Origin of the sequence: Enterococcus sp. AZ188 (assembly GCF_050544075.1) — a bacterium.
Taxonomy (GTDB): Bacteria; Bacillota; Bacilli; order Lactobacillales; family Enterococcaceae; genus Enterococcus_D; species Enterococcus_D entomosocium.
This window is the reverse complement of the sequence record NZ_CP172943.1, coordinates 2,948,418-2,962,997: the sequence shown is the minus strand read 5'-3', so window position 1 is coordinate 2,962,997 and position 14,580 is coordinate 2,948,418. Positions and strand designations below refer to the sequence as shown.

12 protein-coding genes are annotated in these 14,580 nt (G+C 38.1%); 11 read left to right on the top strand and 1 reads right to left on the bottom strand.

Features of this window, described 5'->3' with window-relative positions; all coding sequences use genetic code 11:
* Positions 1-21: 21 nt before the first annotated feature.
* Both IGI86_RS13595 and IGI86_RS13590 read left to right on the top strand, forming a co-directional pair.
* Positions 22-459, top strand: coding sequence for a hypothetical protein (locus IGI86_RS13595; RefSeq protein ID WP_430617446.1), 438 nt, complete (start codon positions 22-24; stop codon positions 457-459).
* Between the two features lie 1,526 nt (positions 460-1,985).
* A complete protein-coding gene (locus tag IGI86_RS13590) occupies positions 1,986-2,306 on the top strand; it encodes a hypothetical protein (protein ID WP_430617445.1) in 321 nt (106 codons plus the stop codon).
* A 60-nt stretch (positions 2,307-2,366) separates the two neighbouring features.
* Here IGI86_RS13590 and IGI86_RS13585 read toward each other — a convergent pair whose 3' ends face one another.
* Positions 2,367-3,803 (bottom strand): IS1182 family transposase, encoded by a 1,437-nt coding sequence (locus IGI86_RS13585; protein WP_016621163.1) that lies wholly within the window; start codon positions 3,801-3,803, stop codon positions 2,367-2,369.
* Between the two features lie 230 nt (positions 3,804-4,033).
* Between IGI86_RS13585 and IGI86_RS13580 the strand changes: the two genes are divergently transcribed.
* The 9 genes from IGI86_RS13580 to IGI86_RS13540 all read left to right on the top strand — a co-directional run bounded on the left by IGI86_RS13580 (position 4,034) and on the right by IGI86_RS13540 (position 14,563).
* Entirely contained in the window at positions 4,034-8,791 is a 4,758-nt protein-coding gene (locus IGI86_RS13580) for a SpaA isopeptide-forming pilin-related protein (RefSeq protein ID WP_430617444.1), read from the top strand.
* Between the two features lie 53 nt (positions 8,792-8,844).
* A complete protein-coding gene (locus IGI86_RS13575) occupies positions 8,845-8,976 on the top strand; it encodes a hypothetical protein (RefSeq protein ID WP_430617443.1) in 132 nt (43 codons plus the stop codon).
* Between the two features lie 24 nt (positions 8,977-9,000).
* Positions 9,001-9,498 (top strand): hypothetical protein, encoded by a 498-nt coding sequence (locus tag IGI86_RS13570; RefSeq protein ID WP_430617442.1) that lies wholly within the window; start codon positions 9,001-9,003, stop codon positions 9,496-9,498.
* A gap of 17 nt (positions 9,499-9,515) precedes the next feature.
* On the top strand, positions 9,516-11,345 hold the full coding sequence (locus tag IGI86_RS13565) for a hypothetical protein (protein ID WP_430617441.1): 1,830 nt from the start codon (positions 9,516-9,518) through the stop codon (positions 11,343-11,345).
* A gap of 106 nt (positions 11,346-11,451) precedes the next feature.
* Positions 11,452-12,267: a hypothetical protein gene (locus IGI86_RS13560; protein WP_430617439.1), complete on the top strand. Its 816-nt coding sequence runs from the start codon at positions 11,452-11,454 to the stop codon at positions 12,265-12,267.
* Positions 12,268-12,282: 15 nt separating this feature from the next.
* Complete coding sequence (locus tag IGI86_RS13555; RefSeq protein ID WP_430617438.1) at positions 12,283-12,507, top strand: hypothetical protein; 225 nt, start codon at positions 12,283-12,285, stop codon at positions 12,505-12,507.
* Positions 12,504-12,833: a hypothetical protein gene (locus IGI86_RS13550; RefSeq protein WP_218193493.1), complete on the top strand. Its 330-nt coding sequence runs from the start codon at positions 12,504-12,506 to the stop codon at positions 12,831-12,833. The genes IGI86_RS13555 and IGI86_RS13550 overlap by 4 nt, the downstream gene beginning before the upstream one ends.
* A gap of 3 nt (positions 12,834-12,836) precedes the next feature.
* The gene (locus IGI86_RS13545; protein ID WP_430617437.1) at positions 12,837-13,907 is read left to right on the top strand and encodes a hypothetical protein; all 1,071 of its coding nucleotides are present in this window, start codon (positions 12,837-12,839) and stop codon (positions 13,905-13,907) included.
* 29 nt (positions 13,908-13,936) lie between these two features.
* Positions 13,937-14,563 carry a hypothetical protein gene (locus IGI86_RS13540; RefSeq protein WP_430617436.1) on the top strand — a complete coding sequence of 209 codons (627 nt, stop codon included), beginning with the start codon at positions 13,937-13,939 and terminating at the stop codon, positions 14,561-14,563.
* Positions 14,564-14,580: the final 17 nt, after the last annotated feature.

Sequence of the window (14,580 nt, the reverse complement as noted above, 5' to 3'; positions counted from 1 at the left end):
GGCAATATCAACAATCTTAGGGTGCCTTCATCTACCATTTTTGTCATCAGTTTCTCAATTTTCTCTCAAAAACGGCTTTTTAGCCGTTTTTTTGTTGTTATTTTATCTTTTCTCTCCAATATTTCTCTCAAGCTTTTTGACTTAAAAAAGCTTGATATAATGGTTGCTTCTGTGTCTTGTATAGATTATGAAAGGAGAAAAATGAGCGTATTTCAGTTCACTAATGAAGTTAACAAGCGTGCTTCACCTAAGAATACTGATGGCTTGATTTTTAAATTCAGTAGAAATATGGGCTATGAATCTATTCCGCGTGCATTTGCTCAAAATGAACCTCTAACCTATGAAGCAAGAGGACTATTGATTAGTTTAGCGTCTTATCCAGATATTTTTAAAGTGTATAAAGCAGAATTGTACAAACAATCTGAAAAGAACGGTCGCAGGAAAATTGATCGTGCATGAGAGGAGTTAGTTACACAAGGGTATATTCTTCAATTTAGAAAGAGAGACAAGACGAATTTTATCTTCTCGTATATCTTTAGTATGGAGCCTTTCAATAGTGAGGATATTCTTTCGATTTTTGAAGAAGCGTTGTCGTACCAGTTTCATTTCTACCATAAAACAGTTTTAAAGAAGATTGATCAAACGAAAGAAAACTTTTATCAGATTTTACCAGTTTATCTAACTGAAGAAGAGAAAGAGGGCGTCCTCCTATGGTTAGAGAGTCAAAATGAAATGAAAAGTAAAATGTCGGATGTGCAAAATGAACATCACAAAGAATCCCATGATAGCAACGATAATTGGGATGTACGTTTTGAACAGTTCATAATGGACTGCTCAAAACGTACAGAGAATAAATTAACTACTAAAAGATTTACTACTGAAAAAAGTGATACAAAAAAAGATACAGAAAAAATGACTTTCCATTTATACATTATCTACCATCTATTTTAACTGAGACTTTTTTATCGGGCGAAACATTGGAATTAATAGCTAGTCATTCTTCTACTGTTGAAGAAGTTCAACAAACGATTTATATTTTGTATCAGTCAAAAAAATATGTCCAAGATCACTTGGATGGGGTTAACCATTGTGGCAGAATATTTTGAACCAGAGACTCATAAAATGCTCCAAAGATACTACTTAAAATTGAGAACAAAGAAAATTTCTTATCAATCTGGTTATCTGTATAATATGGCACGGAATCATTGGTTAGAGGTCGCTGAACGAATGCTCCATAAAGGTGCCTATCCAAACAAGGAGGAATATCTAATGAAGTACCATGAGCTATTTGAAAAATTAAACCAAATAAAAGAATCATATAAGTAAGAAGAGATACCCTGAAAAGGTTGTATCGCTTTTTTTATTTGCAGAAAGCGAGGAAAATAAACGTGAAAATACAGAAAAAGTTGAAATTTTTAAGGCCGTTTGTTGTGTTAATGACTATTCTTCATTTTCTTAAATGACGGGTGCAGAAAATTATACTTTTAATGTCCAGCAATCGAAGTAGCGTTATTTGTGTTGTAGAGTATCCATAAAAAATGTATCAATCAGGTGCATACTTGTTTTTATGAATAAACCCAAGCGAAAATTGATTTTAAGCAAAGGGTATGGCAAAGAAGTTTTGGTCTTTTTTAGAAGGCGTAGGCATTTTAGTCAATGAGGTTGTCATGACGGATCGAGTACTAGTTTTATTAATTCAAGGATATGGAATTATAGTAAATGAGTAAAAAAAGAAAATTCAATCCAGATGCGATGCAGAAATCGAAAGATTTAAAAGTGGGAAATTATCGTCCGTTTTTGATTTCTGCTCAAGGAAAAATTTAGTATTCTCGTAGTTTACTATTTGCACTAAGAACCGCAGCAACATTTGTGAAAAACTATTTACAATTGAAGGTACAAATGAAGGAAAAGAAGAGCGGAATATTTATCATCTTTAAGGCATATTTCGTTTTCAGTTTAAAGAATCTAGTTGGATTTCCAGCACTATGGACTTTAGTATCAATTCCGGAAATACAGTAGGATATATTGGTAATACTTGGGGGTCTAGAACTGGTGACACAAGTACATGCGGTTCAAACGGTGGTACAGGTGAAACGACAGAGCCTTCAACACCTGAAGAACCAACAATTGTTTCAGGATATGTTGGAAATAGTGGAAAAGTATTTGGCTCGGCAGTAGAAGCTAATACTTGGGCTAACGGACAAATTGATTCTGGTACAGCAGAAGATAATGGCTATTCTGGATATAAATTAATTACTATCTTCTACTCAGATGGAAGCGGAAAATTCTCAATCGATTGGTACTAAAATACACATAAACATGACGAAAGCACGATTTTAGAATCGTGCTCAGACTGTAGACAAACCTTATACAAATATGAGGTTTGTCTTTTTTCTATGTAATATTCTATGAATAATCGATAGATTAGGCAGTTTTCCTTTTGGAAAACGCCTCTTTTGCGCTCTGATCCTTTTTATTTTTGCTAGCTTTTTCATATTAAGACACGCAAAAGTAAGCCCAATTTTCATGTGCATTTTTTCAATTCCTATTTGATTGGTATAACGTAATCCGTGAAATTCTTTTGCTGTCCCAAAAATTCGTTCAATGGTTTCTTTTCTCTTTTTATAAAGTTCTTTGAACCAACTTTGATGGCGTATCTCTTCACAGGTCTCTATAGCTTCAGCCCAAATGTGTCTAGTGATTACTTTGGTATGATTTTTTGAGTTGGTACACTTAGACAAGAAAGGACAATTTTTACAATCCTTTGGATTGCTTTTGTATTCGATATATCCTTTGCGATTGGTAGTGGCATAAGAGAGTATTTTATTATTGGGACAGATATAACAATTATAGTAATCGTCATAAACATATTCATGTTTCTTGAAATAGCCTTTTTTAGTCATAGGACGTTTGTATGGGAAAATTGGGGTCAATTTATGTTCGAGTAGTAAATGTGCAATTGCTGGTGTCTTATACCCAGCATCCATAATTAATTTTTCTAGGGGAAAAGCTCCTTTGAGCTTGTTAAATAAAGAAACAAACGTACGACTGTCATGAAAGTTCCCTGGGTGTGTAGTATAACCTAATATCCATCCATGTTTATCACACGCCACTTGTGAGCTATAGGCAAAAACTTCTTTGTGTTCACCTTTATGAAACCAACCACTTTCAGGATCAGTCGTACTTCTTTTTTTCAAGGAAGTTTTACTTTCTGCGTTTGTTTCTTTTAAGGGCTTTTTTAAATGTTTTTCTCGATTCTTGGTGATTTCTTTTGTCAGCTTATCTGTATAAAAAACAGCTTGTTCCATTACTTCGACAGATTCTTTTTTGTTACGATTCGCATGTGCTTTAATATGCGTACTATCAATAAATACTTCGGAAGTATCTACGATACCTTCAGCGATACATTGTTCTAGAATTTCATAAAAAATTTTTTCAAAGAGATCTGTTCCTTTGAACCGTCGCGTATAGTTTTTACCAAATGTTGAAAAATGAGGAACAGGATCTTCTAAACTCAAACCCAAAAACCAGCGATAAGCGATATTCACTTCAATTTCTTTTATTGTTTGTCTCATACTTTTAATGCCAAATAGATATTGAATCATTGGTAATTTAATTAGAAGAATAGGATCCAAGCTAGGACGTCCTTGGATTTCATCGTATTTCTCTTTAACCAATTCATAAATAAAGAAGAAATCAATACAATGATCTATTTGCCGCAATAAATGGTCCTGTGGGACCAAGTCTTCAAGAGAAAAGAAACCGATTTGTGCGCGTTTACTCATATCTTGTTTTGAGAGCATCTGGATACACCTCCAATTGATACTCTTATTTTAACGGATAAAAAAAAACAAAGCACTAAAAACTAGTACTTTGTCTACAGTCTGAGCACGATTTTAGAATCGTGCTTTTTTTGTATGGAGGAATGAAAATGGTTAAAATACGAAGTCCGGCATAATTGAATATCCGATGTATTTAGACAGGTCAGATAACCTGTCTTTTTTTATTGCAACTAACTAAAAGGAGTGTACTTATGAGTAAAGTAAAAAAATTAATGACTACTCTCATGCTGTTTCTGACTTTGAGTGGGACGATCGTTGAACCTGTATCTGTGTTGGCAGAAACGGTGAACACGGTTGAGACACAAGAGGTACAAGAAGACACTACTGCAACTGAAGCAGTAGAATCGTCCACAGAAGAAGCTGAAACCAGCACCACTTCCTCCGATCACTCGACAAATACAAAGATTGATCAACAGGAAAAAATCGGAGAGAGTCAAAATGCAAATGATAGTCCGACGAGTGAAACAGTAGAAGAACCGACGCAACCGTCAACTGAAGAGGCAGATCAATCGGTTTATGACTACCTCCGCGAGCAAGGGTACGAAATGCTAGCAGATGGTACGATCGTTAGTACGAATGGCACCTCTTATCGAGACGACTATTTGTCCGTTATTCAAGAAGTTCAAAACATGTTAAACCCAAATCCTATCAGATCACGAATGGCAAGAGCCGCTGGTCAATCGGTTTATGTGAACCGTGACTATGGTTCGTCTACAATCGGGTGGACGTATTCGAATGGCATTTCTGAGCTAGGATGGTATGCGAAAAAAGATGCAAATGGAGGTATGCTTTGGTGTATTGAACCAGGCGTTCCCTTGAATTGGGGTCAAAACTATCCCTATACGACGTCTGAAGTTACCCAAGACAAGTATATTCGGGCTTCTTTAGCTGTTTACTACGGATGGGAAAAACAAAAATCTGTCGTCAATGCTTTTTATACAGAGCGCTTGGTACAAGAAATCACAACAGGCGTGACTACTAGCGGGATCTACGATTACAACGGTGTCGCTAGCCAATCAGGCTATAATACGTTCCGCAAGAATATTTTGGCAGAAGTAGAAACCTTCTATACGCTACCTTCATTTGCAGGTAAATCTTATACGGTAAAACTTGGAGAGACGTTAACATTAACTGATACGACAGGTAACTTACCAAAATACAAGGTGACAGGTGACACTGCTAATGTGACAGTATCTCAATCCGGCAATACATTAAAAATCACACCAAAATCAGATAGTAAGGAATCAGGAAGACTAACATTACGCTATCAAATCGCAGCTGAATATGAAGGGGCAACAATTATTTACTCAGCACCTTATTTACAAGATGTTATGAAGGCTAGAATTGGTGATCCTCGATTCTTCAGTGTAAGCTTAAACATTGAGTTACAAGGTCAAGGTGAAATCATTAAAGTTGACGAAAACGGCAATGGATTAGCCGGAGCGCAATTTGAGATCACGAATAAAACGACCAACAAAACGGAAACCAAAACAACCGATAAAGACGGAAAAATCTCTGGGAAATGGGATACAGGAACCGTCTTAGAAATCCAAGAAGTAAAAGCACCAACCGGCTTTGTCTTGAATACGGAGAAGAAAACACTCACGATTGAAGCAAATAAAACGAAGTCGGTTACTTTCACAAACAAAAGCCAGTTAGGTACGATTTCTATCGATAAGTCTGGTGTGGAGTTTGGAAAAGACATGCTGAATGGCAATTATACATTGGAAGGTAATACTTTTGAGGTTTATTCCGGATCAAAAGTAACCGGCACGCCAGTAGCTACGATCACAACGGATGAAACAGGACAGGCAAAAACCAAGTCCCTTCCTTTAGGCACCTACACGTTGAAAGAAACAGCGGCTTCTGAAGGGTATTTGTTAAATGCGAATACTTGGACCGTTGAAATCAAATATGCCGGTCAAAACGTTGAAATCACGAATGTGGATCAAAAAATTGAAAACCAAGAACAAAAAGGTTCAGTTATCTTAACAAAACAAGATAGCGAAACGGGTACTGTTTCTCAAGGGGATACAACCTTTGCCGGAGCTGAATTCGATTTGTTCAGAAAATCTGATAACAAGAAAATCGGTCATTATACCACCAATGACAAGGGACAGCTGACGGTCAATGATTTAGTGATCGACAGCTACTATTTTGTAGAAACGAAAGCGCCGATCGGCTACGTCTTAGATAAAACGCCGGTTGAGTTTTCTATTGAATACGCTGGTCAAACAGCAAGCGTCGCCAAACAAGCGACTGCAGTTAAGAAAAACAAAGTGATCACTGGCGGATTTGATTTGATCAAAACCGCAAATTACAACTGGTACACGACAGCTTGGAACTGGTTGACAGGGAAAGATCCTTCAGACCAACCAACTGTTCTTGAAGGCGTTGAATTTACCGTTACACAAGACTTCGGCAAGAAAGAAGTCGTTGGTAAAGCACTCACAGACAAGCAAGGTTATGTATCATTTGATAAATTGCCTTACGGAACCTATGTGGTATCCGAAACGAAAGTACCAAACGGATATACTGGCATTGCAGACTTTAAAGTGACGATCAGTGAAGACGGTCAACGTTTCCACTATGTCATTGAAAACAAAGTCAAAGAAGCCAAAGTGAAATTTGTCAAAGTTGATGCTGAAACAGGAAAAACGATTGTTCGTTCAAATGCTGGCTTTGAAATCTATTCAAAAACCACCGGAGAACAATTAGTTATGCAGGATCTTCAAGGAAAAGAACAATCGGTGTTCTACACAGACGAAGAGGGTGTCCTTCAGTTGCCTACGCAATTTGCTTTTGGGAAATACTATGCCAAAGAGGTAAAAGCGCCTGAAGGCTACGTGGTGGCGAAAGACACGATTGATTTTGAAGTTACTGGTGAAGAAAAAGACGGTTTGGTGGTTGTTACGATCAAAAATGACAACCAAAAAGGACAAGTGACCCTACACAAAACGGTTCAAACAGCTATGTCCGTTGAAACAAAAGAAAGCGAGTATGGCAGCTATTCTGAGATCCAATTCGATCAAGGAAATGGCGAAGGCTTCAGTTTCAAGATCCGTCCAAAGGAAGATATCGTGACAGCTGACGGAACAATTCGTTTTACAGCTGGTGAATTCTTACAAAAAGACGGAGAAGATCAAGTTTGGACCACTGATTCTGAAGGGAATTTCCAAACAGACGCCTTCTTATATATCGGCAACTATGAACTCGTGGAAGTCAAAGCACCAGCTGGTGTCAATCTTCAAGACACCAAACCGATTCCTTTTGAAATCAAATACGCAGGTCAAAACGTTGCTATTACTTCAACTACGGCAACTGCTGAAAACTATCTTCAAGAAATCAATATTTATGGTCACAAACAACAGGAAGTGATCACTGGATGGGAAGATGGAAAAGCTGTTGTTGAATTGGAAAATGCCAATAATGGCCAAGTGTTTGCATTAAGAACCGGACAAGACTTACAAATCGGTGATACAACACTGAAAGTCGGTACTACATTAGGCTATGCAGTAGTAAATGACGGTGTGCTTTCTTTTGAGAAGATGCTGCTACCGAATGTGAAAGCCGATTACTACTTGCAAGAAGTGGACGCTGGTAGCGATCATGTGTTAAACGAAGAGCAATACTTTTTCACTTACACACCTGCCACCAATGATCGTGAACATGAAATCCATGTATGGGCTGACAGCTATGCCGAAAATAAACAAGCGTTAACACGGATTGCTAGAAATCCAATTCTTAATGAATTGGCGCGTGCGACAGTCAAATTAGTGAAAACTGATGACTTAGACGGTCAAGCATTAGAAAATGTAGCGTTTGATTTAGTTCGAATTGATTCAATGATCGACGAAAACGGTGAAGAAACGACAACAGAGACAATGATTTCAAAACATGCGACGAATGCAGCTGGGGAGATCGTTGTTGAAAACCTTCCAACTGGAAATTGCAAATTCGTTGAATCTCGTCCATTGGACTGGTACGAGGACAACACTGACGACTTGAGCTTTACCGTAACACCTAAAGAAGACGGTACAGTGATTGAAGTAAAAGCAGTCAACTACCGTAAACCATTAGAGATCACAACAAAATTTGCGACAACCAAGGAAGGATTGAAGCAAGTCAATCCGGATATTGACAATGAATTAACGGACTATGTAGCAGTCGATGGCATGAAGCCAGGGCATACGTATACCGTCGATACAGCCTATGTCAATCGTGATACAAAAGAAGTCGTATCTACTTCTACGTCTGAAATCACAACAGATAAAGAAGGAACATTTGAATTCACAACGGAATTGTCCTTGCCAAAAGGCACGTTGAAAGACAGCACACGTCTGACTGCAACGCATGTCATTTATGAAGACAAAGACAAAAAGAAGGAAATCGGCCGCCATGACGAACTGGAAAATGATGAACAAACCGTTACATTCAAATCACCAAAAGTATCTATTCGCACGAAAGCACACACCGGTGACAATAAGACACAGACGTTCACTCACGGCGAACTTATCAACGCCTATGACAACGTAGACCTGAGCCATGAGAACGTCTTAGACGGCACTGAAAGAGCCTTTGAAGCGATTCTAGTTGCTCAAACACCAGATGGAAAAATGACCGATATTTGGACTTCTGGAAAAATCGATTATGTCGTGAATGACTCGACGATCGTTAAACAAGTCAAAACAAAAGTGGACACGTCCAAATACCCTGAAGGAACGACTTTCTTCTTCAAGGAAGTTGGTTACAATGAAGCAGGCGAAAAGGACTGTGAGCATAACTTCGATGGCAAAGACAAGCAACAAGCTCTTACACCAGTGAAGAAAGGGACGTTGCCAAAAACAGGAGCAACGACTTCTCTTTATTTGACGGTAGCCGGTGCTGTTTTATTGTTAACAGTGGCTTTGGGATATTTCTTCTTACGAAAAAAACAGATGAATAAATAAAGCAAAAGGGAAGAACCTTCATGGTCTTCCCTTTTTTAGGGGAGATCATGAGTATGTTTAAAGCAATAGTTATCGGAATTTTTGTAATTATAGCAGCCTTTATTGTATTAGCTGTCTATGCATGTTGTGTTGTTGCTGGTCGTGCAGATCAAATCGACGAGTTCAGATCAAAATATACAAAATAAAATTGCAGAGTTGGAGGAAATCAAATGAGTGAAATCTTGCACCATGATCCAGGGATTTTACATTTATCACTTGGACTAGACGTCCTACTAAATTATAACGATGAAGGAACAAAAATTACGACAGTTCAGTTATCGAAAAGCCGTCTTGGCGAGCTGATTCGTAACAATACGGTCACACGTACCAGTATTTTAGGCGTTCAAAAACTAGGCTTAATCGTTGGCAGTAACAGTAATATTGTGATCAACGTGGAGGACTTGATCGGTTTTAAAGACAAAACACCAGCTGTCCTTAATATCGACAGTGAACAAACAGAACAAACCTATGAGGGGAAAGATATCTTTCAAATGTCACACTTTGAATTTGTTGTTTCTGAAGAACAAGACCTCCGGACTTCTCAAGTAGAGCTTCTTTATCATATCAACAAAAAATACCAAGACTATCTACAAGAGCAAGAGGCCGCCAAAAAAGCAAAGAAGCGTAAGATCGCTATTAGAAAAAGTGCGATTGCGCATAAAAAATAAAGTATTAGGAGGAAGCTATGAGTGAAGAAAAAGAGACTCGCTCTCAAAAAACGCCGAGTAATAAGCGAAAAATAGTTATAGCTGTCGCCTTAGGAGCCGTAATTTTCAGTACAGCGCTCGGAATTAATGCTCTAAATTCGTCATCCAAAAGTGAATTCAAGGATATGGAACGTGTAACAACCAGCTCCAAAAATCAGAATACAAATGGTTCTTCGCAATCTAAAACCCAATCTGAGAGTGATCGTACTGACCAAAAACAAGACGATGAGAAAAAAAGCAGTGACAAAACGTCTGCGGATTCAGGCTTGTTTGATTCTATTTTTTCCCGTATTCAAGGATCTAGTGAAGAAACAAGCCCTGCTAAGTCATTGCTAACACTTACAGAGCTGAAGGAAGTAGCCAAAGTAACGGAAACTACGGAAAAAGAAAAAAATTCAGGAAAAGATTTGGCAGTTAATACCGATAACGAAGGGCCGGGTCCTATTTTGGTAGGAAAAGATGTTGAAGAAACAGATAAAGACGAGGGGGTAGAACCCACACCTCTACCAACACCAACACCTATTCCTGATCCTAGTCCGGAACCAGATCCAGAACCAACACCTATCTTGCCAGTTGAGTCAAAGCCTAAAATTGTTGTTAGTCAATCCTACTTCGAATTGAACGAAGGCGATTCTTTTGATGTAAGTAACTACTATTCTGTCTTTGATTCTATGGATCAATCACCAAGTGTGTGGATTGAGAATAGTACGCTTAGTGTTGGAACCAACACCATGATCATTCATGCGGTAAATAAATTTGGTTATTCAGATACAGCAACAATTACCGTACAAGTAAATGGCAGACCAAAAATTCATGCTGTTGCTACCACGATAGAAGTCTCGATTCACGAATCTATTGACATGGCTAAGTATTTTTCAGCCACAGATCCAGAAGATGGGAATTTACAAGAGAAGATTGAATTCCTATCAACTGTTAATACTGGAATCGAGGGAGAATATTTGGTGACTGCAACGGTCAAAGATAGCAAAGGTTTTGAAGCAGTGCCTGTAACTATTCGATTCTTTGTTAAAAATGAAGCGCCTGTCATTCAGGGTGAATCTTCTTATACGGTATCAATCGACGAATCATTCTCGATTCTAAATCAGCTATCTGTTACAGATAAAGAAGATGACCGAGATGGTTATCCGATTGAACTGACAAACGATAATATTTTAGAGAATGATTTAGATTTAACTAAAGAAGGTATTTATACTATCAAAATCGGGAATGTAACCGATCATGACGGCAAAAAGGCGGAAGATATGGTTATCACAGTGAACGTTGTAAATGAGGCTCCTGTCGTTACAGTAAGCAATCAAACACTAAAAATTGGTGATTCATTTGACCCTCAGGCCTTTTTAGATAGTATTTCAGTTTCTGATAAAGAAGACGATAAAAATCACCTGACACCAGCTATATCGGTTGATGAGGAAACCTTGTATTCCATTCGTACAGATATACCAGGTGTTTATGAAATCGCAGTAACCGCTACAGATAGTCACGGAAAATCAACAACCGTTCTTGCAATCATTACTGTTGTAGAAGACGATTCTGATACAAGTGAAAATCCAGAAACAGAAGAGAATGAGTCGGATACACCTAGTGGGGACGGGGAAAATGGTGAAGCAGTTCCTGAAGATCAGGTTCCTGAAGAAACAGAGAATCACACGTCACTACCTACCGAAGATCACTTAGATTCTGTTGAAGCAGCATTAGAAGAACCTTCTGAAGAAAAGCTGATCGAAGGCACTGAAAGTTCTGATCTTGAAATCAATGAACAAGTGGATGTACAGACTCCAGACGTCTGAATAGAGTTTAATAGAATAATAAATGGTGAGAGGATTTGATGGCGTGAAGGAACCGTACTATCCTTGTAGTCGTTCTCCACCGATAAGAAAGGAGAGATAATAGTCCTTGAATGAAAAAGAACTTGCTATAAAAAGGCTGCTCATTTCAATTTTAGAAGCAATATTTGAACCTTCAGATGTGTATCAGGGGTTTATTGTTAAAGTGGTCCCAAAAGAGCTAAAAAGAGAAGGACAGTATAAGAATTTTGAAAGAACGATTCAACTGAATAATCTAACACGCTCACCACTTGAACTTTACTTGACCTGCTTAAGATGTCTTGCAATGCATATCGACACAGTAAACAACGAGTTCTTTCAAGAATCAGAAGGTGCGTACCCGATTTTACAGAAGCTGCTAGAAGCTTCGTTAGAATTGGGTCTTTTATCCATTCGAGAAATCGACGAACTAGAACAAAGAGGAAAAATAGCTGATATAGTAGCAAATTGCGGAAATTCCGCAGTATGGACATTGAAGTATCCTCTCCTGCCGGTTGCGTATGATGTCTATGTTCTAAATGGCTACGCCATAAAGGGCGAGCTTAGAAGGTGGTCATATGATTACCAAAAGGACGGCAAAGTATGGCACAAATCTTTTTCAAGCCAAAAGGAAGCTATCCAGGAAAAGGAGCGACTTTGGGAAACAGCCGCTGAAATTAAAGTAGAAGTGACAACGAAGTTAGAACGAATCTTTGACTTTGATTACTATGTGGCTGTAAAACCGGATCTCGAATTAAATGATCTTTTTCAAGAGCATGGCTATGCTTATGAAGCATATGGCGTAAAGAAACACTATGTAAAAAAGGTACCTACAAAGAAATTCTTTCAAGAAAGAGAGTTTTTGATGCTCTATGAAGTGCCGTTTACTATCAAATTACCAAAATAAGAAAGGAGAAGTGGCATGGCTACTAAAAAAGAACGATCGGAAATCAAGAAAAAAACAATCAAACTCATGTCTTTAGACGGCATGGAGTATGATGAGTGGCTGCATGAACAACATGTAAAGTTCGTGGACGAACAAGGGGAAAAAATCCTGGATCGATTAATGGACGAAAAACTGCAACAAACGAAAAAAAGCGACGTAGGTCAACCAACACAAGCAATTCATGGAGGAGAAGAAGAGTGACAAAAAAGAGAACAGGTTATCAATGGTTAGGATTGGCTTTTGTCCTTTGGGCAATGGCCTTTTTATTTTTCACAATTGACTTAACTGCCTTTGCGGATGTTCAAACTACATTGAAAGATATTGAAACTGGCGCAGGCACACAATTCAAAGCAATCGCAAATATCGGAATCGGGATCATTATCATTCTTTTTGGTGGCGCCCAATTCTTAGGAGCGGAAATCAAGTCATGGGCGAAAAAATTATTGATTGGTGCGATTGTGGGTGCCATTGTAATCGTCAATTTTGACTGGATCAGAGATACCTTCTGGGGTTGGATCGGAGGATAACAAATGGTTGAAGTGGAAATTCTTGACGCTCAGATCAAGGGATTTACACTTCCTCTTTATCCTTTAGAATGGGAGGCGTTTCTGGAGGTTACTGACGCAATGAATCCTTCAGAAATGCTATCCTTTCAGCTTTTGGAAGTTGATGGAGCGCCTTTTTATCAAGGGAAATTTGAGAAACAGTCAAGTCTAGAATCTTTCGAAGATGATTTAAAGAAAAAACTAAAACTCTTAGTAAAAAAGAAGGGAATCACAAAAGAAGAGGAGCAACAAATTCTTGAATTGACTGGATTTATTGACAAGAAGCCTTCATTAGCCACAAAGAAAAAGCAAAAGGACGAATCTAGTTCTCCCTTGATCCGCCAAGAAAGTATAAAAAAGAAAGTTACGCTAAACCGACGGCCAAAGTTGATGGACAAGAAGATTCTGACTTATATACTTGTTGGAATCGTTTTGGTTTGTTTATTAGGTGCTGGTGCGTATTTTCTTAAAGATGGATTTCTGTCGGGAAAAGAGGAGCCAACAACTACTCTTTCTTCAAGTGTCGAAATAATAGAAATAACCCTTGATAACTATATGGAGATAGCAGAAAACGATTCGGATAGGCAAGAGGAAGTTGTAAATTATTTAGTTGAACAAGAAGCATTTGAACAGTTAGAAGCATTTCAAGAAGCCTATCCAACGGAGATTGGTAAGTTTGAAGTAGCCTTCAATCAAAAGGATTGGCAGACAGTGATAGAAGCGGATATTTCTACACTAAACAATGCAAGGAAAATGATGATGGCGATTGCGTTTATCCAATTAGGCCAATTGGAAGAAGCAAAGCTAATCAGTGAAAGCCTGGAAGATACACGTTTGTCTATGCAGCTGGCTGTTGGATATTTACGGCAGAAAAATGTGGAAGAAGCGAAGAAGATCCAGGACAAATTAAATGATGATCAGTTGGCAGAAATGATTGACACTACGGAGATCTATGTTCAAATGATCTCTCACTATTCCAAAGAAAAAGACGAAAAAAACCAAGAATTGTGGGAAAGAAAACTCGAACAAATTGGTAAAGAGTACCTTCCCCAATAACTATGAAAAAAGATGGAGGAGAGGTAAATATGTTAACCAAGATCCGAAACTACCGAATGCAAAGAAAAGTAAGGAAATGGAATAGACTGCTAGCTCAAGAGCAGAATACAGCCCTTGCTATGGGCAAAGGAGTACATTACCACCACCACAATCTTAATAGTATTATTTTAGGGCAGAATCGACACCCTAATAAGAAAATAAGAGAATGTAATCTATCAAGTGATGAGTTAAATAACTCAGTAGTTCTTGTCCCAAGTAGCCATGCTAATTCCTATCAATTACTCCAGGCAGATATTCACCAAGATGGCTATGTGGACCCTATTTTCCCCAAATCTGCCGTATTTTGGGTAGAGGGAATTTCTCATTATCTGCAACACCAGTATAAAGAACAGATTTCAGAAGAGCTATTGTTGCAGGAATTAATAATCTTTTTTGAAATAAGAAACCAGAAAAACTATGAGGCTACTGTTATCTGGAAAAAAATTAAAGAAATTACCGACTATTCTTCTTTTGCTTTGGAATCAATAGCCGATCATACTCTTGAAGACGTGCTTGGTTTCTTACATGCTCGAATTGTCGCTCTATTATCCGACGGAAGGCTTAAAAGAGACGAAACATTTTCCCCAAGAATAACTGATTTGTTTGATTCTCTCTGATTTCAATCGGATTGAAA